The 21,625-nt window shown below is 67.0% G+C and carries 20 protein-coding genes; 5 read left to right on the top strand and 15 right to left on the bottom strand.

The window, feature by feature from the left end; all coding sequences use genetic code 11:
- Positions 1-7 precede the first annotated feature (7 nt).
- The 5 genes from ACIPQB_RS16830 to ACIPQB_RS16810 all read right to left on the bottom strand — a co-directional run bounded on the left by ACIPQB_RS16830 (position 8) and on the right by ACIPQB_RS16810 (position 4,281).
- Positions 8-370: a hypothetical protein gene (locus tag ACIPQB_RS16830; RefSeq protein WP_446486405.1), complete on the bottom strand. Its 363-nt coding sequence runs from the start codon at positions 368-370 to the stop codon at positions 8-10.
- Complete coding sequence (locus ACIPQB_RS16825) at positions 370-747, bottom strand: hypothetical protein (protein ID WP_446486404.1); 378 nt, start codon at positions 745-747, stop codon at positions 370-372. The genes ACIPQB_RS16830 and ACIPQB_RS16825 overlap by 1 nt, the downstream gene beginning before the upstream one ends.
- Before the next feature lie 2 nt (positions 748-749).
- Complete coding sequence (locus ACIPQB_RS16820) at positions 750-1,913, bottom strand: acyl-CoA dehydrogenase family protein (protein ID WP_446486403.1); 1,164 nt, start codon at positions 1,911-1,913, stop codon at positions 750-752.
- Positions 1,914-1,915: 2 nt separating this feature from the next.
- Positions 1,916-3,706: an acyl-CoA dehydrogenase C-terminal domain-containing protein gene (locus ACIPQB_RS16815; protein ID WP_446486402.1), complete on the bottom strand. Its 1,791-nt coding sequence runs from the start codon at positions 3,704-3,706 to the stop codon at positions 1,916-1,918.
- A gap of 92 nt (positions 3,707-3,798) precedes the next feature.
- Positions 3,799-4,281: a MerR family transcriptional regulator gene (locus ACIPQB_RS16810; protein ID WP_446486435.1), complete on the bottom strand. Its 483-nt coding sequence runs from the start codon at positions 4,279-4,281 to the stop codon at positions 3,799-3,801.
- A 201-nt stretch (positions 4,282-4,482) separates the two neighbouring features.
- On the opposite strand from ACIPQB_RS16810, the gene ACIPQB_RS16805 reads away from it, so the two are divergent.
- Positions 4,483-5,130: a S24 family peptidase gene (locus ACIPQB_RS16805; RefSeq protein ID WP_446486401.1), complete on the top strand. Its 648-nt coding sequence runs from the start codon at positions 4,483-4,485 to the stop codon at positions 5,128-5,130.
- 25 nt (positions 5,131-5,155) lie between these two features.
- Here ACIPQB_RS16805 and ACIPQB_RS16800 read toward each other — a convergent pair whose 3' ends face one another.
- From ACIPQB_RS16800 to ACIPQB_RS16775, 6 genes are all read right to left on the bottom strand, one after another.
- Positions 5,156-5,365, bottom strand: coding sequence for a hypothetical protein (locus ACIPQB_RS16800; protein WP_446486400.1), 210 nt, complete (start codon positions 5,363-5,365; stop codon positions 5,156-5,158).
- 143 nt (positions 5,366-5,508) lie between these two features.
- On the bottom strand, positions 5,509-6,498 hold the full coding sequence (galE, locus tag ACIPQB_RS16795; RefSeq protein ID WP_446486399.1) for a UDP-glucose 4-epimerase GalE: 990 nt from the start codon (positions 6,496-6,498) through the stop codon (positions 5,509-5,511).
- 95 nt (positions 6,499-6,593) lie between these two features.
- On the bottom strand, positions 6,594-8,252 hold the full coding sequence (locus ACIPQB_RS16790; RefSeq protein ID WP_446486398.1) for a lysine--tRNA ligase: 1,659 nt from the start codon (positions 8,250-8,252) through the stop codon (positions 6,594-6,596).
- A gap of 98 nt (positions 8,253-8,350) precedes the next feature.
- Positions 8,351-9,712: an HlyD family type I secretion periplasmic adaptor subunit gene (locus ACIPQB_RS16785; RefSeq protein ID WP_446486397.1), complete on the bottom strand. Its 1,362-nt coding sequence runs from the start codon at positions 9,710-9,712 to the stop codon at positions 8,351-8,353.
- A complete protein-coding gene (locus tag ACIPQB_RS16780) occupies positions 9,709-11,466 on the bottom strand; it encodes a type I secretion system permease/ATPase (protein WP_446486396.1) in 1,758 nt (585 codons plus the stop codon). The genes ACIPQB_RS16785 and ACIPQB_RS16780 overlap by 4 nt, the downstream gene beginning before the upstream one ends.
- Before the next feature lie 181 nt (positions 11,467-11,647).
- A complete protein-coding gene (locus ACIPQB_RS16775) occupies positions 11,648-12,523 on the bottom strand; it encodes an isoaspartyl peptidase/L-asparaginase family protein (RefSeq protein ID WP_446486395.1) in 876 nt (291 codons plus the stop codon).
- A gap of 69 nt (positions 12,524-12,592) precedes the next feature.
- Between ACIPQB_RS16775 and ACIPQB_RS16770 the strand changes: the two genes are divergently transcribed.
- From ACIPQB_RS16770 to ACIPQB_RS16760, 3 genes are all read left to right on the top strand, one after another.
- Positions 12,593-13,591 carry an NADPH:quinone oxidoreductase family protein gene (locus ACIPQB_RS16770; RefSeq protein ID WP_446486394.1) on the top strand — a complete coding sequence of 333 codons (999 nt, stop codon included), beginning with the start codon at positions 12,593-12,595 and terminating at the stop codon, positions 13,589-13,591.
- 197 nt (positions 13,592-13,788) lie between these two features.
- A complete protein-coding gene (locus tag ACIPQB_RS16765) occupies positions 13,789-14,706 on the top strand; it encodes a WecB/TagA/CpsF family glycosyltransferase (protein WP_446486393.1) in 918 nt (305 codons plus the stop codon).
- Positions 14,703-14,900, top strand: coding sequence for a hypothetical protein (locus ACIPQB_RS16760; RefSeq protein WP_446486392.1), 198 nt, complete (start codon positions 14,703-14,705; stop codon positions 14,898-14,900). Before ACIPQB_RS16765 ends, ACIPQB_RS16760 begins: the two co-directional genes overlap by 4 nt.
- Positions 14,901-14,906: 6 nt before the next feature.
- Here ACIPQB_RS16760 and ACIPQB_RS16755 read toward each other — a convergent pair whose 3' ends face one another.
- Entirely contained in the window at positions 14,907-15,890 is a 984-nt protein-coding gene (locus tag ACIPQB_RS16755) for an NAD-dependent epimerase/dehydratase family protein (protein ID WP_446486391.1), read from the bottom strand.
- A 2-nt stretch (positions 15,891-15,892) separates the two neighbouring features.
- A complete protein-coding gene (locus ACIPQB_RS16750) occupies positions 15,893-17,200 on the bottom strand; it encodes a UDP-glucose dehydrogenase family protein (RefSeq protein WP_446486390.1) in 1,308 nt (435 codons plus the stop codon).
- A 389-nt stretch (positions 17,201-17,589) separates the two neighbouring features.
- Here ACIPQB_RS16750 and ACIPQB_RS16745 point away from each other — a divergent pair, with 389 nt between their 5' ends.
- Positions 17,590-18,261 carry an exopolysaccharide biosynthesis polyprenyl glycosylphosphotransferase gene (locus tag ACIPQB_RS16745; RefSeq protein ID WP_446486389.1) on the top strand — a complete coding sequence of 224 codons (672 nt, stop codon included), beginning with the start codon at positions 17,590-17,592 and terminating at the stop codon, positions 18,259-18,261.
- Between the two features lie 182 nt (positions 18,262-18,443).
- Here ACIPQB_RS16745 and ACIPQB_RS16740 read toward each other — a convergent pair whose 3' ends face one another.
- A complete protein-coding gene (locus ACIPQB_RS16740; RefSeq protein ID WP_446486388.1) occupies positions 18,444-20,924 on the bottom strand; it encodes a M10 family metallopeptidase C-terminal domain-containing protein in 2,481 nt (826 codons plus the stop codon).
- A 354-nt stretch (positions 20,925-21,278) separates the two neighbouring features.
- Positions 21,279-21,506, bottom strand: a complete 228-nt coding sequence (locus ACIPQB_RS16735) for a hypothetical protein (RefSeq protein ID WP_446486387.1) — start codon at positions 21,504-21,506, stop codon at positions 21,279-21,281.
- Positions 21,507-21,625: the final 119 nt, after the last annotated feature.

The following is a 21,625-nucleotide window of genomic DNA, read 5'->3' as shown; positions in this document are numbered from 1 at the left end:
AAGGCGGTCACTTCCAGGTCCCGATCGGGGTCCGTCCGGCCGGCGTGCAGCTCAGGCCGCGGGCGGTGGCCTTGGCGGTGAAGGTGGTGCGATAGCCGAACTCGGGGGGCGGCAGGGCGCAGGCCTTGAAGCCCGGGGTGGTCACCGACAGCGACCAGTCGGCGATCTTCGAGCGCAGCAGGTGGTTGCACTGCTCGGTATTAGCCCGCAGCGACAGCTCGAAGTCGCCCGGCGGCTTGGCGCCCGGCCGCTTGCCGATCAGCTTGCCGGTGAAGAACAGCGGACGAGGGCCCAGGGCGCGGACGCAGACAATCGCCGAGCGGTTGTCGGCGGCGGGCTGGGCGGGGGGCGGCGCAGCGGCGATCGGCATCAGCGGGTCTCCTTGCACTGGGCCTGGCCAAACAGGCTCTTGCGATAGACGAAGGTCAGCCGCTGGCCGGCCAGCGGCTCGACCGGCAGCGGGCAGGTGGCGTCGTCCTTGCGGTCGTCGGGTGCGACCGGGGTCGGACGGGCCGACCACACCACCAGGCTGGCCGACTGCAGGGTCACGGCGTCGACCGAGGTGCAGCCGGTCGCGCCCGGCGCCACCGCGGCCAGCGGCGTCTCGGCCAGGGGCTCGCGATAGGTCATGCTGGCCCCCGACAGCTTGGCCGAGGTGATCTTGAAGCGGCTGTCGCGCACCAGTCCAAGCACGGCCGCGTCGGTCGTGTTGGTCAGGCACAGGGCGACGGCGGCTTCGATCAGCATGGCTACAGCGTCCTCGCGATCAGCAGCTTCATGATCTCGTTCGTGCCGCCATAGATCCGCTGCACGCGGCAGTCGCGATACATGCGGGCGATCGGATATTCGTTCATGAAGCCGTAGCCGCCGAACAGCTGCAGGCAGCGGTCGACGATCTTGTTCTCCAGGTCGGTCACCCAGTACTTGGCCATCGAGGCGGTGGCGGCGTCGAGCTGGCCGTTCAGGTGGCGCGCGATGCAGTGGTTGACGAACACCTTGGCGATGGTCGCCTCGGTCTTGCATTCGGCGAGCACGAACTGGGTGTTCTGGAAGTCGAGGATGGCCTTGCCGAACGCCCGGCGCTGCTTGACGTAGTCAAGGGTCAGGGCCAGGGCGCGCTCGATCGTGGCCATGCCCTGGACGGCGATGTTCAACCGCTCCTGCGGCAGTTGGCTCATCAGCTGGAAGAAGCCCTGGCCTTCCTCGGTCCCCAGCAGGTTCTGGGTCGGGATCTTGACATCGTTGAAGAACAGCTCGGAGGTGTCCTGGGCCTCCATGCCCAGCTTGTCGAGGTTGCGGCCGCGCTCGAAGCCTTCGGCCCCATCGGTCTCGACCACCAGCAGAGAGGTCCCCCGCGCCCCGGCGGCCGGGTCGGTCTTGGCCACGACGATAATCAGGTTGGCGGTCTGGCCGTTGGTGATGAAGGTCTTGGAGCCGTTGATCACATACTGGTTGCCGACCGGCCTGGCGGTGGTGGTGATCCCCTGCAGGTCCGAGCCCGCGCCCGGTTCGGTCATGGCGATGGCCCCGACCAGCTCGCCGGTGCACAGCCGCGGCAGCCAGCGCTGCTTCTGCTCCTCGGTGCCGTAATGCAGGATGTAGGGGGCGACGATGGCGTTGTGCAGGCTGACGCCGAAGCCGTCGACGCCCTTGAGGCCCAGCTGCTCCATCAGCACCGCCTCGTGCCGGTAGTCGCCGCCGGCCCCGCCATAGGCCTCGGGCAGGGACAGGCCCAGCAGCCCGGCCTCGCCCGCCTTGGTCCACATCGCCCGGTCGACGACGTGGTTCTTGCGCCAGGTCGCCACCACGGCCTCGGGAGCGTGCTCGTCGAAGAACTTGCCGACCGCGTCGGCGAAGATGGTGATCTCCTCCTCGGCCATGAAGGCCGGCGGTTCGACGTCGAGCACGCCCATGGTCAGAAGGCCTCCGCGGGCAGGGCCATCAGGGTGGCCGAGCCGGTCTTCAGCTTGGCCAGGTGGGCGCCGGCGTCGGGCAGGACGCGCTCGATGAAGTAGCGGGCGGTGACGATCTTGGTCGAATAGAACGGGTCGGACGAGCCGGCCGCGATCTTGGCGTTGGCGGCCTTGACCATCAGCGTCCACATGTAGGCCAGGCCGGTCAGGCCGAACAGGTGCAGGTAGTCGGTCGAGGCGGCGCCGGCGTTGTCGGGGTTCTGCAGGCCGTTCTGCATCAGCCACATCGTGCCGTCCTGCAGCTGGGCCTTGACGCCCGCCAGGGCCTCGACGAACGGCTTGAGGGCCTCGTCGCCGTCGTTCTCGCCGATGAACTGGTCGACCTCCTGGAAGAAGGTCATCACCCCGCGGCCGCCCTTGGCGGCCAGCTTGCGCCCGACCAGGTCCAGGGCCTGGACCCCGTTGGTGCCCTCGTAGATCAGGGCGATGCGAACGTCGCGCAGGTATTGGCTGGCCGGGAAGTGCTCGGTGAAGCCGCTACCGCCGTGCACCTGCATGGCGTCCGAGCAGATCTTGAAGCCCTTGTCGGTCAGGTAGCCTTTCAGCACCGGCGTCATCAGGCCCATATAGTCCTCGGCCTTCTGCCGCACGGCCTCGTCGGGGTGATGGTGAGCCAGGTCGCCGTGCAGGGCGGTCCAGAACAGGAAGGCGCGGCCGCCCTCGATCAGGGCCTTGGACTCCAGCAGCATGCGGCGCACGTCCGGATGGACGATGATCGGGTCGGCGGGGCCGTCGGGGTTCTTCGGACCGGTCAGGGATCGGCCTTGCAGGCGGTCCTTGGCGAAGGCGGCGGCGGCCTGGTAGGCGGCCTCGGCCTGGGCGACGCCCTGCAGGCCGACGCCGATACGGGCCTCGTTCATCATCACGAACATGATCTTCAGGCCGGCGTTCTCCTCGCCGATCAGCCAGCCCTGGGCGTCCTCGTACTGCATCACGCAGGTGGCGTTGCCGTGGATGCCCATCTTCTCTTCGAGGCCGACGCACTTGACGCCTTCGTTGCGCTCGCCGACCGAGCCGTCGGCCTTGGGCAGGAATTTCGGCACGATGAACAGGCTGATGCCCTTGACCCCCGCGGGCGCGCCCTCGATCCGGGCCAGCACCAGGTGGATGATGTTGTCGGCCATGTCGTGCTCGCCGGCCGAGATCCAGATCTTCTGGCCGGTGATCCTGTAGCTGCCGTCGCCGTTCGGAACCGCCTTGGTGCGCAGCAGGCCCAGGTCCGTACCGCAGTGCGGCTCGGTCAGGTTCATGGTGCCGGTCCACTCGCCTGAGACCATCTTGGGCAGGTAGAGTTCCTTCTGGGCGTCGCTGCCGCCGACGTGGATCGCGGAATAGGCGCCGTGGGCCAGGCCCGGATACATCGAGAAGGCCATGTTGGCCGACGAGCTCATCTCGCTGAAGGCCAGGTTGACCACGTGGGGCAGGCCCTGTCCGCCATAGGCCGGGTCCGAGCCGAGGCCGGTCCAGCCGCCTTCGCACAGCTGCTTGTAGGCGGCCTTGAAGCCGTCGGGCGTCTTGACCGTGAAGTCGCTGTTCCAGACGCAGCCCTGCTTGTCGCCGACCGCGTTCAGCGGGGCCAGCACCTCGCCGGTGAACTGGGCGGCGGTCTCGAGGATCTGCTCGACGGTCTCGAACGGGGCGTCGGCGAAGCCTGGCAGGTCGCCGTGCTGGTCGATGTTCAGCACGTCGCGCAGGATGAAGGCGTGATCGCGAACGGGCGGCTGGTAGGTCATGGAACGGTCCTGGCTAGGCGGGATCGGAGAAAAGGAACGGCCCGCCGCAGCCGTGGCCGAGGCGGACGGACGCGAGGGGCGGGGCGGGGCGGCTACTTGACCGCGGCGGCGACGGCGGCGTCGCCGTCGAGCCGGGCGCGCAGCACCTGGTCGTAGTCGGCGGCGCGGGGCAGCAGGTCGGGGCGGATCTCGGCCAGGCGCCGCTCGAGGCGGTCGCAGGCGTCACGGAGCTCGATCAGGGCGCCGTCGATGTCCTCGCGCTGCTGCTCCAGGGCCGAGGCGCGCTCGCGGAACTTCTTCAGCGACCGGGCCATCTGGGCCGCGCCTTCGTCGTTCTCGTCATAGAGGTCGAGCAGTTCGCGGATTTCCGACAGCGACAGGCCCACGCGCTTGCCGCGCAGGATCAGCTGCAGCCGGGCGCGGTCTTTGTGGGAATAGACGCGGTTGAGGCCCTCGCGGCCCGGCGTCAGCAGGCCCTTGTCCTCGTAAAAGCGCAGCGCCCGCGGCGTGGCTTTGAACTCATTGCACAACTGGCGAATTGTAAAGGTGCGCTCAGGACGCCGCAGTTCAGCCAACATCGAAACACCCTCCCTGGGCATGCGCGGAATCTGCGATCGCGCCGGTTGGTTATCGGCGATCACCATATGGCGGTGGCGACCTGACGTCAACGTTTACGTAAACGTCAACTGGCGCTGCCGTGGTTAGGTTTACTTTCCTAGGGGCGAGGCATATTTTCCACGGGTCCTTGGCGCGAACCCCGGGGCGAGGATCCCCCCATGCCGTCCCTGTCCCACACCGAAATCTGGACCGCGATCGACGCCTTGGCCAAGCGCTTCGACATGAGTCCGTCGGCCATGGCCAAGATGGCGGGCCTGGATCCCACCAGTTTCAACCGGTCCAAGCGCGGCGACGGCGACGCCCGGCCGCGTTGGCCCTCGACCGAGAGTCTGGCCAAGGTTCTAGAGGCGACGGGGGTGGGGTTTTCGGAGTTCGCGGCCCTGACCGAGCGGGTGAGGCCGTCCGCCGCGCCCCCGCTTTCGCCGACCGTGCCGCTGATCGGCTTCGCCCAGGCGCGCGGCGAGGGCGTGTTCGACGAGGCCGGCGCGCCGTGCGGCCAGGACTGGGACGAGATCGATTTTCCGGGTCTGGGCGAGGACGGGGTCTACGCCCTGGAGATCACTGGAGACGCCCTGGCCCCGGTGTTCCGCGACGGTGATCGCATCCTGGTCTCGCCGTCGGTCGAGCCGCGGCGCGGCGACCGGGTGGTGGTCAAGACCACGGAGGGCGAACTGCTGGTCAAGGAGCTGGCGCGGATCACCGCCCGCAGCGTCGAACTGGCCTCTCTGGCCCGCGACGGCCGTGACCGGACGCTGGACCTGGCCGAGGTGGCGTGGATCGCCCGCATTCTCTGGGCCAGCCAGTAGGACGCGGCGACCGAGGTCTAGGAAATCATGTGCGCGGGCAGTTGGCGTGCTTGCCCTGGACCCAGGCGATCAGGTCGCCTTCCCAGGGAGCGTCGCAAGAAACGTCGACGCGATAGGACCGCCAGGTGTCGTTGTGGGCCGCCTCGATGTGCGCGGCGGGGAAATGGGCAGCCAATTCGCCGAGCAGAGAATCGAACTCGCTGCGATCTGACGGACGAAGGGTGATGCAAGCCATCGGTCTAACCTTGGTTTTGATGATCCAAGCCTAGACCACTAAGTACGAGCATACCCTTAACCGAGCATTCAGACTTCGTTCATCGTTCGAGGCATGGTGTCGCAGGCGAAGAACCGGGGCGAAGACTAGTCGCCGCAACGCGATCAGCGCTTCAGCGTCAGCGCCCCGTTGGCGTGCCAGGCCCAGGCATGGTCGATGATCTCGTCGAGCGTGTAGCGCGGCATCCAGCCCAGGCCTTCGCGGGCCTTGCTGTTGTCGGCCACCAGGCTGGGCGCGTCGCCGTCGCGGCGGTCGGCCAGCTCCAGCGGGAACGGACGGTTGGAGCGCCGCTCGATCGCCCCGACCAGTTCGCGGACGGTGGTGCCGGTTCCCGTACCCAGATTGAAGACGGTGCTTTCCTTGCCGTCGAGCAGCCATTTGAGCGCCTGCACATGGGCGTCGGCCAGGTCGAGAACGTGGATGTAGTCGCGCACGCAGGTGCCGTCGCGGGTGTCGTAGTCGCTGCCGAACAGCATGAACTTGTCGCGCTCGCCGCGGGCGGCGGCGATGGCCAGCGGAATGGCGTGGGTCTCCGGCTCGTGCTTTTCGCCGATCCGGCCTTCGGGATCGGCGCCGGCGGCGTTGAAATAGCGCAGGGCCACCGAGCGGAAGTCCTTGTAGCGAGCCAGGTCCTCGAGGATCTGCTCGACCATCAGCTTGCTGCGGCCATAGGGGTTCAGCGGCGCCTGCGGATGCTTCTCGTCCATCGGCACATAGACCGGCGCGCCATAGGTGGCGCAGGTCGAGGAGAACACCAGCTTGTCGACGCCCGCCCGCCGGGCCGCCTCGATCAGGGTGATCGTGCCGCCGACATTGTTGGCGTAGAAGGCGCCCGGCTCGGCGACCGAGAAACCGACCTCGATGAAAGCGGCGAAATGGATCACCGCCACCGGCCTGTACTTGGCGAACGCCGCATCCAGCCGCGCCGCATCGCCAATGTCGCCGACTTCCAGCGGACCCCATTGTACGAACGACTCCCAGCCGTTCGACAGGTTGTCGTAGACCACGGGGGTGAAGCCGGCCTCGGCGAGCCTGAGGCAGGTGTGAGCGCCGATGTAGCCCGCGCCCCCGGCCACAAGAATGGTTTCGCCCAAGGTCCTGATCCCCCCACTGCCCGGCCGCAGCCGGCCCAGGCTCCAGCCCGTCCTGTCAACTATCCGTCGCCGCCGGCCGCCGCCTGAGGCGCGCGTCAGGCGGCCAGCTTCTCCTCGATCAGGGCGATCGTGCGGTCCAGGCCGAAGATCGCCGCGAACGAGCCGAAGCGCGGTCCCTGGCTCTGGCCCAGCAGCACCTCGTAGAGGGCCTGGAACCAGGCGCGCAGCGGGTCGAAGCCGTGGTCCTTGCCGACCGCGAACACCTCGTTCTGGATCAGCTCGGCGTCCTGGCAGCCGCTCGGCAGGGCCTGGAGGCGGGCCAGCAGATCCTGGATCGCCGCGCGCTCCTTGTCGTCGGGGGCGCGGAACGCCTTCATCGGTTTGACGAAGTCGTCGTAGTAGTTGATCGCATAGCCCGCCAGACGGTCGAGCAGCGGCTGGCTCTCCGGCGTCGCGCCCGGGATGTGGCGCGACAGGAAGCCCCAGAGGATCGCCTTGTCCGAGGCGTTGGCGGCCGAGACCAGGTTCAGCATCAGGCTGAACGACACCGGCGAGCCGTACTGCGGCGGCCGACCCGAATGGACATGCCAGACCGGGTTGTCGAGCTGCTTGGCCGGCTCCTGCCGCGGATAGGCGTCCAGCTGCTGCAGGTACTCGTCCGTCGCCTTGGGGATGACGTCGAAATACAGCTTCTTGGCCGACTTCGGGCTCTGGAACATGTAGTAGGACAGGCTTTCGGGCGCGCCGTAGCGCAGCCAGTCCTCCATCGACAGGCCGTTGCCCTTGGACTTGCTGATCTTCTGCGAGTTCTCGTCCAGGAAGAGCTCGTAGTTGAAGCCTTCGGGCGGAGCGCCGCCGAGGGCCTTGCAGATCTGGGCCGAGGCCTTGACCGAGTCGATCAGGTCCTTGCCGCTCATCTCGTAATCGACGCCCAGGGCCGTCCAGCGCATGGCCCAGTCGGGCTTCCACTGCATCTTGACGTGGCCGCCGGTCACCGGGACCTCAACCTTCGAGCCATCCTCGTCCCGGAAGACGATCGTGCCCTTGTCGACATTGCGCTCCAGGGTCGGGACCTGCAGCACCCGGCCGGTGGTCGGGCTGATCGGCAGGAACGGCGAATAGCTGGCCCGGCGCTCCTCGCCCAGGGTCGGCAGCATGACCTTCTGGATGGCGTCGAAGCGGACCAGGGCGGTCAGCAGGGTCTCGTCGAACCGGCCGCTCTTGTAGCAGTCGGTCGAGGACACGAATTCGTATTCAAAGCCGAACCCGTCGAGGAAGGCGCGCAGGCGGGCGTTGTTGTGGGCCCCGAAGCTGTCGTGGGTGCCGAACGGGTCGCGGACCACGGTCAGGGGCTTGCCCAGGTCCTCGATCAGCGGCTGCTTGTTCTCGATGTTGTCCGGAACCTTGCGCAGGCCGTCCATGTCGTCGCTGAAGGCGATCAGCCGGGTGGGGATGGCGTCGTCGGTCAGGGCGCGGAAGGCCATGCGGACCATGGTGGTGCGCGCCACCTCGCCGAAGGTGCCCAGGTGCGGCAGGCCCGAGGGGCCGTAGCCGGTCTCCAGGATCACCGGCCGGCCCAAGGCCGGCAGCGTGCTCACCGCCTCGCGGGCCTTGCCGGCGTGGATCAGGGTCGCGGCCAGGTCGCGTTCGGCGTCGTCGAGGCGCAGGCGCAGGATGCGGGCCAGCAGGGCGCGCGCCTGCTCGAACGGCCAGGCGCGGGCGTCGCGGGCGAGGGGGGAAAAGCCTTCAAACATGGCGGGCGGTATAGGCGGTGTGGACGGTGGAGGCTAGAGCGTCGGCCCAGGTCGGCGGACAAGAGTCTTCGGGCTTGTCCGCCGGTTCCGGTTCGGCGCTAGTGCTCGCGTCCCATGCGCCAGAAGGTCTGGGTCAGCGGTTCGAGCAGATAGGCCAGGGCCGAGCGCTTGCGCAGCGGGACCAACACCTCGACCGGCAGGCCGGCCTGCAGGCCGGTCTGGGCGCCGCGCACCTGGCGGATCTTGTCCAGCTCCTCGGGCGGGGCGGCGACCTCGGCGCGGAAATATTGCGCGCCGGTCTTCTCGTCGGTGAAGCTGTCGGCCGACAGCTCGGTGAGGGTGCCGTTCAGCAGCGGCAGGTCGCGCTCGTGCAGGGACGTGAAGCGGATCTGGGTGCGCTGGCCCGGATGCAGGTCGTCGGCGTCATTGGGCGAGACCTTGGCCTGGATCACCAGCCGGCGGTCCTGGGGCACGATCTCCATCAGGGTCTGGCCGGGGGCGACCACGCCGCCGACGGTGAAGACGTCCAGCCCGACCACCCGGCCGCTGCTGGGCGCACGGACTGTGGCGCGCGCCAACTGCTCGCGGGCGGCCAGCACTTTGGGCTGCAGGTCGTCCAGCCGCACCTGCAGGTCGCGGAGTTGGCCGGAGACCTCCTCCATCATCTGCCGTTCCAGCGAAAGGATCTGCAGGCGGGTCTCGCCGATCGTCTCGTTCGACCGGGCGATCTGCGCCCGGTAGGCGCCGTCCTCGCCGGTCAGCGACGCGGCGTTGCGCTGCAGGGCCAGGACCCGGGTCTTGGGAGCGTAGCCCCTGGAGGCCAGCTCCTGGACCCCTGTCAGTTCTTCGGTGATCAGCTTTTGCTGCTCGCGATTGGCGTCCAGCTGGCGCTCGGCGCCGTTGGTCTGCTGGCCCAGTTGCAGGATGCGCTGGTTGAGCACGCCGCGCTGGGTGTTCAGCGAACTGCGACGGGCCTGGAACTGCTGGCGTTGCAGGCGCAGGGCGTCCTCCGCCAGGGGTTTGTCCTCGGGCGCCAAGTTGGCGAACTCCGGCGGCGGGCCGAAGTCGGGATGGCCGTCACGCTCGGCCACGAGGCGCGCGCGCTGGGCCAGCAAGGTCAGCATCTCGCCGGTCATGCCGCGTTCGCTGGCGCGCAGTTCGGACGCCGACAGCTCGACCAGGATCTGGTCCTTGGCCACGGCCTGGCCTTCCTTGACGCGGATGGCGGTCACCACCCCGCCTTCGCGGTTCTGCACGGCCTGGCGGTTGCCCGCCACCGCGACGACGCCATGCGCATAGGCGCCGGCGTCGAGGGGCGCCAGCGCCGCCCAGCCGAGAAAGCCGACGAAGAAGGCGCCGGCGATCCCGGCGCCGATGCGGATGGCCATGACAGGCGTATCGGACAGGCGCGGCTCGGCCGAGGCCGGATGCGGCTGCTGGTCGAAGGAAACGACGGTCATGGTTGAACCTTCTGGACGGCGGCCGGGCGGGGTTCGGCGCGAGGCGCGGGGGGCGCGGCGGCCGCGGCCATCTGGGCGATGACCTCGGCCCGCGGCCCGACCCGCTCGACCTGGCCGTCGCGCAGCACCAGCAGACGGTCGGCGATGTTGAGGATGCCCGTGCGATGGGCGATGACCAGCACCGCCGCACCGCGAGCCTTGGCGGCCAGCAGCGTCTGGTTCAAGGCCTGCTCGCCATCGGCGTCGAGGGCGGAGTTGGGCTCGTCCAGGACCAGCAGCGGCGGCGCGCCGAACAGGGCCCGGGCCAGGGCCACGCGCTGGGCCTGGCCCGCCGAAAGACCGCGGCCTCCCGGCCCAAGCACCGTGTCGTAGCCGTTGGGCAGGCGCAGGATCATCTCATGGACGCCGGCCGCCTGGGCAGCGGCCACCACCTGGGCGTCGATCGCCGCCAGTTGTCCGCCGGCCCAGCCGGCGAAGCGGGAGATGTTGTCCTTGATGGAGCCGGCCAGCAGGGCGGAATCCTGCGGCACGTAACCGACATGGGCTCCCAGGCGGTCGCCGTCCCAGTCGGTCAGGTTGGCGCCGTCCAGGCGCACGACGCCGGCGTCCGGCGTCAAGGCCCCGGCCGCCACCCGCGCCAGGGTGGTCTTGCCCGCGCCGCTGGGACCGATGACCCCAAGGATCTCGCCCGGTTCCAGGCGCAGCGACACCGCGCGCAGGACGACGGGACCTTGGTTCGGCGCCCGCACCACCACCTGCTCCAGGGCCAACGCGCCGGTCGGAGCCGGAAGCTGGGTGCCGGGAATCTCGATGGCCTTGGCCGGGAACAGCTTGATCAGGTTGTTGAGGGCGCCGCGGGCCTGGCCGACCACGCCCCAGGCGCCGACGAGCTGCTCGACCGGTTGCAGGGCGCGGCTGAGCAGCACCGAGGCGGCGATGATCGAGCCGGCCGAGATCTGCCGCTCGACCGCCAGCCAGGCGCCCAGGCCCAGCGCCGCCGATTGCAGGAACATGCGGGTGAACTTGGTGGCCGCCGAGTAGCCGCCGCCGGTGAACTGGGCCTTGGCGGTCAGGTCCAGGCCCTTGCGGCGGTCGACCAGCTGGCGTTCGCGCACCGCGCCGCGCATGCCCAGGGCGCGTACGACCTCGGCGTTGGCGGCGGCGGTCTCCTGCGAGGCGTAGGCCTGGGCCTGGGCCTGGAAGGCTTCCCGCGAACGGGCCCGGGTGGCGCGTTCGTTGAGGATCGCCAGCCACAGCAGCAGCCCGCCGCCGGCCAGGGTCATCGCCCCCAGGGCCGGATGGATCATGAAGGCGGCCAGGACATAGATCGGCGTCCAGGGCGCGTCGAACATGGCCAGGGCCACGGGTCCGGTCATCGCCTGGCGAACGGTGTCGAACTCGCGCATGCCCTGCTGCGACGTCCCGGGGGTCAGGGCGCTCATCAGCTTCTGCAGGATGCCGCCGGCCAGCAGCCGGTCGAGCCGCAGGCTGGCCAGGATCAGCAGTCGGGTGCGCACCGCGTCCAGAGCGGCCAGCGTTCCCAGGGCGAAGGCGACGACCAGGGTCAGGTACAGCAGGGTCAGCCGACCCTCGGTCGGCACCACCCGGTCATAGACCTGCATCATGTAGATGGTCGGAGCCAGGTACAGCAGATTGATCAAGGCGCTGAACACCGCCACCGCCAGCAGGTGCGGCTTGCAGGCGCGGAGCGCGGCCACCAGCGGCGGCGGCAAGGGCGCGTCGAGAATTTTCATGCCGTTTCCTCAAGCCGCGGCGCCACAGTCCTGCGGCGTCGGTCGCCAGAACCCCAGGCGTAGCGGTCACGCCGTTCGGCGCGCGGGTGATGGCCTGCAACGCCTAGCGGCATGTTGGTTAATGATCGGAAAAGAAAGTCTCAGCGATCTCTAAACCACCCTTCGGCAGGAGGCGAGTGGGTCAAAATGCCTCTGCGAAGATCGTCCCGTCGAGCAGCAGGGCGGCGCGCTTGAGGCCGCTGGAGGCGAAGGGCATGGCCACCTGGCCGTCGTGGTCGACGGCGATCAGGCCGCCATGGCCGCCCAGGTCGGCGACGCCCTCGATGGCGGCGCGGGCGGCGTCCGCCAGCCGCTCGCCGCCGAACCGGACCCGGTGGGCGACCTGCGCGGCCACGGCGGTGCGGATGAAGAACTCGCCCTGGCCGGTGCAGGAGATCGCCGCGTGGCTGTCGGCCCAGGCCCCGGCTCCGATGACCGGACTGTCGCCGACCCGGCCCGGCAGCTTGCCGAACACCCCGGCCGTCGAGGTCGCCGCCGCCAGCCGTCCCTCGCCGTCGCGCACCACGCAGCCGACCGTCCCGGTGGGCAATTCCGGCGCATGGTTGGCCTCGAAGGCCCCGGCGTGGGTGAACCAGGTCGCCGGATCGGCGATGGTCTTCAGCCCCTGGGCGCCGGCGAAGGCGTTGGCCCCGGCGCCGGCCAGCATCACGTGCGGGGTCTGCTCCATCACCGCCCGAGCGGCGAGGATCGGACTTTCGAAGCCCTGCAGGGCGGCGACCGAGCCCGCCCGGGTCGTCGCCCCGTCCATCAGGCTGGCGTCGAGTTCGTATTCGCCGTCGGCATTGGGCGAGGCGCCGCGGCCGGCGATATAGAGGCCGCTGGCCTCCAGGGCGACGACGGTCTCGACCGCCACGTCCAGGGCGCTGGCCCCCGCCGCCAGCCGATCGCGCGCCGCCTCGACGAGGCCGCGCATGTGGGCGATCTCGACGGCGTAGTCATGGCCCGGCGCCGAGCCGGCACCGCCGTGCAGGGCGAGACTAAAACGTTTGTTTGACATTCCGCTTCCTTGGCCCCGCGCCCTGCGCTAGCGTCCGGGCTCTTAACGAAGAAAGCCGGGAGAAGCGAGATGAAGGCGGTGCTCAGCAAGGCGGTCGGCGGTCCCGAGACCCTGGTGCTGGAAGACCTGCCCGATCCGACTCCCGGTCCCGGCCAGGTGGTGTTGGCCGTCAAGGCCTGCGGCGTCAACTATCCCGACGTGCTGATCATCGAAGACCGCTACCAGTTCAAGCCCGCCCGACCGTTCGCCCCCGGCGGCGAGGTGTCGGGCGTGGTCGAGGCGGTCGGCGACGGCGTGACCGGCCTGACGGTGGGCCAGCGGGTGCTGGCCTCGACCGGCTGGGGCGGCATGGCGCAGAAGCTGGCCATCGAGGTTGAACGCTGCACGCCGATCCCCGACGCCATGCCCTTCGACGAGGCCGCCGCCTTCATCCTGACCTATGGCACCTCCTACTACGCCCTCAAGGACCGCGGTCGGCTGAAGGCCGGCGAGACCCTGCTGGTGCTGGGCGCGGCCGGCGGCGTGGGCCTGGCGGCGGTGGAGCTGGGCAAGGCGGCCGGGGCGCGGGTCATCGCCGCCGCCTCCAGCCAGGAGAAGGTCGACCTGGCCATCGCCCACGGGGCCGACGCCGGCGTGGTCTATCCGCGCGGGCCGTTCGACAAGGACGGCCAGAAGGCGCTGGCCGACCTGCTGAAGGGCGCCTGCGGGCCGAACGGCTGGGACGTGGCCTATGATGCGGTCGGCGGCGACTATTCGGAGGCGACGATCCGGGCGGCCGGCTGGAACGGTCGGTTCCTGGTCATCGGCTTTCCGTCCGGCATCCCGAAGATCCCGCTGAACCTGACCCTGCTGAAGTCCTGCGACATCGTCGGGGTGTTCTGGGGCGCCGCGGTGGCCCGCGATCCCCGGGGCCATGCCCAGAACCTGCGCGAGCTGATGGCGCTCTACGCGGAAGGCAAGATCCGACCGCACGTGTCCGAGCGCTTCCCCCTGGCCCAGGCCGGCGACGCCATCGCCCACCTGGCCAGCCGCAAGGCCATGGGCAAGGTGGTGGTGGTCAACGACTAGGCGGAAACCAACGGGCTCAAGACGATGGTTAACTATCAGAGGTCCACGTGATGGTCCGCACCTTCCGCTAATGGCTTGAATGGTTAATCATCCTTGAATATCCACCTTAAGGTTAAGCTCCGATAATCATCCTTCTTGGCAAATAGCTAAACCTATTGTTTTAGACATGTGCTCCAAGTTGCGGGAGCGCTGTTCAGATGTTTCTTCCAGTGAGAGACGCCTTCTCTCCAGAGGTGCGTCAAAACTTCCGGCTGCACCGGCGTCCGGAGGAGCGGGTGCAGGTTCTTGGCGGCTCGATGGACCTGGTCCGGCCGGAGGAAGTTTTCCATTTCGTGGCCGGCAAGATCGCTGCGCGCGAAAGCGCGGTCGTGGCCAATCATAACCTTCACAGCCTCTATCTGATCCGCAAGGACGAGAAGCTGGCCGAGTTCTTCCGCACCTCGGACCTGATCGAGGTCGATTCCGTGCCGCTGATCTTCTGGGCCCGCATCGTCGGTCGGGCCAGCCGCCGTTTCCATCGCTGCACCTATCTCGACTGGCGCGACGCTTTTTGGGAGCGGGCGATCAAGGAAGGTTGGAAGGTGTTCTTCGTCGGCGGAGCCCCGGGCGTCGGCGAGAAAGCGGCTGCACGCATTCAGGCCGATTGGCCGGACGCCCAGATCCGGGTCCACCATGGCTATTTCGACGTTTCGCAGCATTCGGCGGAAAACCAGGCGGTGGTCGATGCGATCAGCGCCTATCAGCCCGACATCGTCTTGGTCGGCATGGGCATGCCGCGCCAGGAAATCTGGGTCCTCGAAAACCAGGCCAAGTTTGGTCCATGCGTGACCTTTACGGTCGGCGGCGCCTTCGACTACGAGGCCGGCGTCCAACGGCCCTCGCCGCGCTGGATGGGGCAGGTGGGCATGGAATGGCTGTTTCGATTGATGATCGATCCGCAGAGGCTGTTCAGGCGCTACTGTGTAGAACCATGGCACTTGATGGGCGTGGCGATGGGAGACCTGGCCAGGGCGATTGTCAGGCCGACGGGATCTCGTAAGGATTTGGAAGCAGCTCGCGCGGAATATGCTCGCGCAACGGATTTGGCGCGCTCTGACATTCTGGGGGGACGATGAGCTTGAATCTCCATCCGCGGTCGCTGTCCGGAAAGGTCGAGCAGCCCAACATCGTGCAACGCGTGGCGGCGATCTTCGGCCTGGCCGGCCTGGTGCTGGCCTGGGCCGTCGTCCTGTTGCCCTGCGCGGTCTGGCTGCTGTTCAGCCTCATATCCAATCGGTTCCAGGCTACGCCGGCGCGTCAGCAGGTCTGATCGGCGCTAACCCGCATGGAAGGCGCGATACCAATCGGCGAACCTGCCGAGCCCCTCGGCCAGCGCCACCTTCGGCCGGTAGCCGGTTAGCGCATTGAGTTTGGAAATATCGGCATAGGTGGCGGTGACGTCGCCCGGCTGCATCGGCCGCATGACCTTGATCGCGTCGCGGCCGAGGGCGGTCTCAAGGGTGGTGATCATCTCCATCAGCCCGACGGGATCGTTGTCGCCGATATTATAGATCTCGTGACCGCCTGGGCTCGGCGGGTGGTCGAGGATCCCGACGACGCCGTCGACGATGTCGTCGATATAGGTGAAGTCGCGGGCCATCCGGCCTTCGCCATAGACCTCGATCGGCTCCCCCGCGAGGATCTTCCGGGTGAAGCCGTAATAGGCCATGTCCGGCCGGCCCCATGGTCCGTAGACGGTAAAGAACCGCAGGCCAGACATCGGGAAGCCGTACAGCTTCGCATAGCTGATGCTCATCAGCTCATTGGCCTGCTTGGTCGCCGCATACAGCGAGACCGGCGCATCGACCCGATCGGTCTCCCGGAAACCAGCCTCCCCCCCGCTCAGGGACTGCGGACGATCGCCGTAGACCGAACTGGACGAGGCGTAGACGAGGTGGGCGACGCCGTTGTGTCGCGCCGCCTCCAGCACCGACAGGTGGCCGGCGAGATTGGAGCGCTGATAGGCGAAGGGATTGTCGATCGAGTAGCGCACCCCCGCCTGGGCGGCCAGGTGGACGATCCGCTTGGCGCTGCTGGTCCTGACCAGATCAAGCAGCGCCATATTGTCGGCGATGTCCATGCGGACCATCGTGAAGCCCGGGCGACCCTCGAGACGGGTCGCCCGGGCGGCTTTCAGGGCCGGATCGTAATAGCCGTTGAAGTCGTCGACGCCGATCACTGTCTCGCCGCGGTCAAGCAGGCGCTCGGCCACATGCATGCCCACGAAGCCCGCGGCGCCGGTGACGATGACCGGGCCCATGGTCAGCCGCGTCCGATGGAGGCGTAGGTGAAGCCGGAGCGGACCATTTCGGCGGGCTTGTAGACGTTGCGCAGGTCGACCACGACCGGAGCCTTGAGCAGGTCCTTGAGCCGATCAAGATCGAGGGCTCGGAACTGGTCCCATTCGGTGAGGATCAGCAGCACGTCGGCGCCGTCGGCCGCCTCATAGGGACCAGTCTTGAATTCGACGCCCGGCAGCAGCTTTTCGGCCTCGTGGCGGCCTTCCGGGTCGAAGGCCTGGACGTGGGCGCCCATGGTCTGCAGGGCCGGCAGGATGTCGAGGCTGGGGGCGTCGCGCATATCGTCGGTATTGGGCTTGAAGGTCACGCCCAGCACGCCGACGGTCTTGCCCGCCAGGTTTTCCAGGCCCAAGGCCGCGGCGACCTTCTGAGCCATCGCCTTCTTGCGTGCGTCGTTGACCGCCACCGTGGTCTCGATCAGCCTGGTGGGGGCGCCGTAGTCATGGGCGGTGCGCACCAGGGCGATGGTGTCCTTGGGGAAGCACGAGCCGCCATAGCCGGGGCCGGCGTTGAGGAACTTGGCGCCGATCCGCTTGTCCAGGCCGATGCCGCGCGCCACCTGCTGGACGTCGGCCCCGACCTTTTCGCACAGGTCGGCCATCTCGTTGATGAAGGTGATCTTCATGGCCAGGAAGGCGTTGGCCGCATATTTGATCAGCTCGCTGGTCCGCCGGCCGGTGAAGACGATCGGCGTCTCGTTCAGCGACAGGGGACGATAGAGCTCGCGCATCACCGCCTGGGCCCGTTCGTCCTCGGCTCCGACCACGACCCGGTCGGGACGCTTGAAGTCCTCGATCGCCGCGCCTTCGCGCAGGAATTCGGGATTGGAAACCACCGCGAACTGGGCGTCGGGACGGACCTTCTTGATGATCGCCTCGACCTCGTCGCCGGTGCCGACCGGCACGGTCGACTTGGTGACCACCACGGTGAAGCCGTCGATCAGGCCGGCGATCTCCTCGGCGGCGGCGTAGACATAGCTGAGGTCGGCATGGCCGTCGCCGCGCCGGGTCGGAGTGCCCACGGCGATGAACACCGCGTCGGCCTCCTTGATCGCCTGGGCGCCCTCCAGGGTGAAGAACAGCCGGCCTTCGCGCACGTTGCGGGCGACCAGATCGTCCAGGCCCGGCTCGAAGATCGGGATCTCGCCCCGCTCAAGGCGCTCGATCTTGCCAGGGTCCTTGTCGATGCATGTCACCACGTGACCAAAATCGGCGAAACACGCCCCCGACACCAGACCCACATAACCCGTGCCGATCATCGCTACGCGCATGAAATTTCCTCGTCAGCCTTGAGCTTCGCGGCGGGTTCTAACCCAGCGGCGGCCACATGGCACGGCTTTGGGCTGATGGATTTGGAAAATTCATATAAACACGGTGTGGATCGCTGATTATCGGCATGAAAATGTACGCTTCCGAGGCGGCGATATTGGAAGCGGCCGAGAAAAGCGGGCGATTGCGTTCGTCGAGCTTGACTGTATTGGGAGTGATGGCGCCCTCGCTGCGCGTCTTTCACCATCATGCGGTCATTTTGTCTGCCCATGGATCACGCAAGTGCTGGGTCCATGATTCGTCGAAAGCGTGAGCCGTATTGCCCGCGCCGGAATTTCTGTTACCGAAGCCATGCATGGTGCGAGCAATGTCATTGAACCGGAGGCGTAGCGTGTCATTCGATGCCGTGACCACCTCGACACTGCAGACGATTTCGACATCCGAGATCGGCGCTGTCCGCGTCTATCCAGTGGCGCGTAGCGCTGGAAAGCGGGCGGTCGATATTCTGCTGTCGAGCCTGGCGCTGATCTTCTTCCTGCCGATCCTGTTGTGCGCCGCGCTGGCGATCAAGCTCGACAGCCGCGGACCCGTGTTTTTTCGGCAACGCCGCACCGGCCTCAACGGCCGGGTGTTCCTGATCTTCAAACTGCGCAGCATGCGGGTTCAGGAAGATGGCGAGGACATCAAGCACGCCTCCAAGAAGGATGATCGGATCACGCGGGTCGGCGGATTGCTTCGTAAGACCAGCGTCGACGAACTGCCGCAGCTGCTCAACGTGCTCAAGGGCGACATGTCGCTGATCGGGCCGCGCCCGCATGCGCTGTCGCACGACCAACGCTATGCGCTGCTGGTTCCTGGTTACGACCAGCGCTTCCGCGCTCGCCCGGGCCTGACCGGCTTGGCGCAGATCGAGGGCCATCGTGGCGAGATCCACACCCTGGAGTGCATGGAAAAGCGGGTCGCATCCGACAATCAGTATATTGATCGCTGGTCGTTGGGGCTGGATCTGATGATCCTGCTGCGCACCATTCCCCTCGTCCTGCGCGATCCCAACGCCTACTGACGGCGCGGCTGTCGCGACCCCGTTGATCGCGGGGCTCGCCCGTTGCGTCTCGGCAACCCGTGCGCGCCGGCGAGACGGAAGGTCGCCGTTCGCGGCGTGATCATCTTTCGATCAACCGCCCGTTCTTGGCGCAGCCGAGGAAGCGGTCGAGGGAGCCTCGCCGAGGCTCCCTCCTTTTGCCGTCACCAGAGCCAGTGGCTGAAATCCAGGTGGTTTCCAGTCATGTAGAGCACGGAGTCGGCGACCTTATCGCCGTTGACGTCCAGGCTCAGGACCGTCTGGTTGTGGCTCGCGTCATACTGAAGCGTCGATTCCGCGGCGGCGCCGGTGAAGGCGGCCACCATATGGAAGGCCTGATCGCCGGTCACCTTCGTGCTGGCGTCGATCTGGCGCAGATCGATATAGTCGTCGTTCGACAGGTCGGTGATCAGGTCGGCCTTGCCAAGCACCGAGTCGCCGACGCTGGCGAAGACAAAGGTGTCCGCCCCGTCGCCGCCGATCAGGGTATCGGCGCCGGAGCCGCCGATCAGGGTGTCGTTGCCGGCGCCGCCGATCAGGGTGTCATTGCCGGCCATGCCGTTCAGCGTGTTGGCGCCAGCGTTGCCGGTAATGACGTTGTTCAGCTCGTTGCCCGTGCCCCAGGATGAGCCGGCCCAAAGCAGCTCAAGGTTCTCGACATTGGCGCCCAGGGTATAGGTGATGCCCGATCGAACGGTGTCGACGCCGCCGTTGGCGGCTTCGACCACGGCGTCGCCCTGGTTGTCGACATAATAGATGTCGTTGCCCAGGCCGCCGATCATCCTGTCAGCGCCGGCCTTGCCGTCGATCAGATTGTCGCCGGCGTTGCCGGTGATCGTATTGGCCAGGTCGTTGCCGTAGCCGGCCACGGCGCCCGCCAGCATTTCCAGGTGCTCGACATTGGCCGACAGGGTGTAGGTCACGTTGGACCGCACGATGTCGGTCCCCTCATTGGCGTTCTCGACGACCAGGTCGCTGACGTTGTCGACATAGTAGATGTCGTTGCCCGTGCCGCCGACCATCCTGTCGATCCCCGCGCCGCCGTCGAGCGTGTCGTTGCCCGCGCCGCCGTTGAGGATGTCGGCGCCGCCCATGCCATACAGCAGGTTGTCCGCCGCATTGCCGGTTATGGTGTTGGCCAGTTCGTTCCCGGTTCCCTTCAAGGCGCCGGTCAGCAGTTCCAGATTTTCGACATTGGCCGCCAGGACGTGGTCCACCGAGGCGCGGACCGTGTCGATGCCTTCGCCGGCGTTCTCGACCACCACGTCGCCGGCGTTGTCGACATAATAGATGTCGTTGCCGAGGCCGCCGGTCATCCGGTCGGCGCCAAGGCCGCCGTCCAGGGTGTCGTTGCCCCCGGCGCCGAACAGCGTGTCGGCCCCGGCCATGCCGTACAGCAGGTTATCGGCGGCGTTGCCGGTGATCGTGTTGGCCAGGTCGTTGCCCGTGCCCGTCAGGGCGCCGGTCAGCAGCTCGAGGTTCTCGACATTGGCGCTCAGGGTGTAGCTGACCGAGGCGCGGACCGTATCGGTCCCCTCGCCGGCGTTCTCGACCACCACGTCGCCGATGTTGTCGACGATGTAGGTGTCGTTGCCGAGGCCGCCGATCATCCTGTCAGCGCCGGCTTTGCCGTCGATCAGGTTGTCGCCGGCATTGCCCGTCAGCACGTTGTCCAAGGCGTTGCCGGCCATGCTCAGGCCGTCGCTCTCGCTGAGCGCCAGGTCCGCCACGCCGTCCGACAGGGTGTAGACCCCGTCCACCACCGAATAGGTCAGCGGCGTCTGCGGCGCCTGCGGCGCTTGCGGCGCCGAGGGATCAACGCCGAAAGCGTCCTGGAACGCCGCGGCGGCGTTGGGATAGTCTCCGCCGTTCAACAGGCCGGCGAAGGCGGCGTTGGAGTCCCAGTACTGCTGGTAGACGACGTTGTGGCTTTCAAACCACTCGTGGGCCTTCTGTATATATGGCCCTGCTGTATCGGAGTTGATGCCCCATTCGCTATAGGCGGTGGGCTTGCCATGCGCCGCGGCGAAGTCTTCCAGCCACTGCAGACCATAGGTCCGCGACACCATGTAGTTCCAGGCTTGGACCGGATCTTTGTTGTCCCAGGCCGTGTTGTAGTAAAAGTCCATGCCGACGATATCGACGTAATTGTCGCCGGGATAGGCGTCGGCCGGATTCATCCCGTAGTCGCCGACGTTGACGTTCCATTCGAAGACGAACTTGTCGGATACCGATCTGAACGTATCGACGATGTTCCGGTAGGTGGCGATGAAATCAGCCTCCTTGCCGGCGGCCGCCCAGGTCATCCAGGTGCCGTTGAATTCCTCACCGACGCGTACGTAGATCTTGTCTTGGCCGCTGTAGGTGCTCGCCAGCGTCTTGGCCGCGGCCAGATAGTTGGAATTATAGTCTCCCTTGGCGCCGGCCGCGAGGCTGCCGCCGTCGGCGAACATCGGAAGCGACCAGGTCAGCGTCGCGGGGACGTCCTTAAACTGACCCGCCAGCCAGGAAATGCTGCTGTTCCAGTCCGACCAGTTCGCCTGTCCCGTATGGGCGGCGACGAAGTCGACCGACGTTCCGAGCCAATTTTCAAAGTTATCAACGCTGACGGCATCATTGCCGACGTAAACGCCCAAGCCTGCCATGTGGATACTCCGTCCGAAATCCCTGGGAGCACCATAGCCGACAAATTTGAATCAATCCTTTCCCCAGTTGAATAATATCTGACTAATTTTGATTATCTCAAATAACGCCGTTTTCTATTATAAGTATATCTGCGACACTTTGACGCCGATGTATGCGACAATATTGAGCATCAATGGACATATTCTGATCGCAAATCACAAAAACGCGCGCCATAAGCTTAACCATGGCGCGCGAGAAGCGTAGCTATGAGGTTTTTGAGAAAGATCGCGTGAAGCCTAGACTTTCGCGGAAGCCGCGCGGCCGCGGGAAGCCCAGGCGCGCCGGGGCGATTCCAGCGGCGCGCGCGGCCTGCTCTAGGCGTGCAGCAGAAAGACGAGGGCGGCCGCCACCCAGAAGACGCCGTTGAAGCCGACGATAAACGCCGCTGTACGGCGCGGCGACCAGCGGCCGGAAATCCGTTCGGACCGGTCGAACTCGACGATCAGGCGGCGCTGGAGCGCGGCCGCCGGGGATGGCGAGTCCACTGCATTGTCGCCAGCGAGCGCAACGGGATGGGCGTCGCGCTGCGCGTCGAACGCCATGGGCGCGAGCTGGGAATCCTCAATGGACGCACGAGCATGAGTGGACACGAGCTTCTCCGCATGTTTACGGCCCAGCTATATTCCGCCGCCGTAAATTGCGCGTGAAGCAACGCCGTAAA

Source organism: Caulobacter sp. LARHSG274, from assembly GCF_052871235.1.
Note: the sequence above shows the minus strand (reverse complement) of the source record. Positions and strands in the feature narration are given on the sequence as shown.

Excerpts from the sequence above, each read along its gene's own strand:
- ACIPQB_RS16830 (WP_446486405.1), bottom strand. The coding sequence starts at position 370 with ATGCCGATCGCCGCTGCGCCGCCCCCCGCCCAGCCCGCCGCCGACAAC.
- ACIPQB_RS16825 (WP_446486404.1), bottom strand. The coding sequence starts at position 747 with ATGCTGATCGAAGCCGCCGTCGCCCTGTGCCTGACCAACACGACCGAC.
- ACIPQB_RS16820 (WP_446486403.1), bottom strand. The coding sequence starts at position 1,913 with ATGGGCGTGCTCGACGTCGAACCGCCGGCCTTCATGGCCGAGGAGGAG.
- ACIPQB_RS16815 (WP_446486402.1), bottom strand. The coding sequence starts at position 3,706 with ATGACCTACCAGCCGCCCGTTCGCGATCACGCCTTCATCCTGCGCGAC.
- ACIPQB_RS16805 (WP_446486401.1), top strand. The coding sequence starts at position 4,483 with ATGCCGTCCCTGTCCCACACCGAAATCTGGACCGCGATCGACGCCTTG.
- ACIPQB_RS16800 (WP_446486400.1), bottom strand. The coding sequence starts at position 5,365 with ATGGCTTGCATCACCCTTCGTCCGTCAGATCGCAGCGAGTTCGATTCT.
- ACIPQB_RS16790 (WP_446486398.1), bottom strand. The coding sequence starts at position 8,252 with ATGTTTGAAGGCTTTTCCCCCCTCGCCCGCGACGCCCGCGCCTGGCCG.
- ACIPQB_RS16785 (WP_446486397.1), bottom strand. The coding sequence starts at position 9,712 with ATGACCGTCGTTTCCTTCGACCAGCAGCCGCATCCGGCCTCGGCCGAG.
- ACIPQB_RS16780 (WP_446486396.1), bottom strand. The coding sequence starts at position 11,466 with ATGAAAATTCTCGACGCGCCCTTGCCGCCGCCGCTGGTGGCCGCGCTC.
- ACIPQB_RS16775 (WP_446486395.1), bottom strand. The coding sequence starts at position 12,523 with ATGTCAAACAAACGTTTTAGTCTCGCCCTGCACGGCGGTGCCGGCTCG.
- ACIPQB_RS16770 (WP_446486394.1), top strand. The coding sequence starts at position 12,593 with ATGAAGGCGGTGCTCAGCAAGGCGGTCGGCGGTCCCGAGACCCTGGTG.
- ACIPQB_RS16765 (WP_446486393.1), top strand. The coding sequence starts at position 13,789 with ATGTTTCTTCCAGTGAGAGACGCCTTCTCTCCAGAGGTGCGTCAAAAC.
- ACIPQB_RS16760 (WP_446486392.1), top strand. The coding sequence starts at position 14,703 with ATGAGCTTGAATCTCCATCCGCGGTCGCTGTCCGGAAAGGTCGAGCAG.
- ACIPQB_RS16755 (WP_446486391.1), bottom strand. The coding sequence starts at position 15,890 with ATGGGCCCGGTCATCGTCACCGGCGCCGCGGGCTTCGTGGGCATGCAT.
- ACIPQB_RS16750 (WP_446486390.1), bottom strand. The coding sequence starts at position 17,200 with ATGCGCGTAGCGATGATCGGCACGGGTTATGTGGGTCTGGTGTCGGGG.
- ACIPQB_RS16740 (WP_446486388.1), bottom strand. The coding sequence starts at position 20,924 with ATGGCAGGCTTGGGCGTTTACGTCGGCAATGATGCCGTCAGCGTTGAT.
- ACIPQB_RS16735 (WP_446486387.1), bottom strand. The coding sequence starts at position 21,506 with ATGGCGTTCGACGCGCAGCGCGACGCCCATCCCGTTGCGCTCGCTGGC.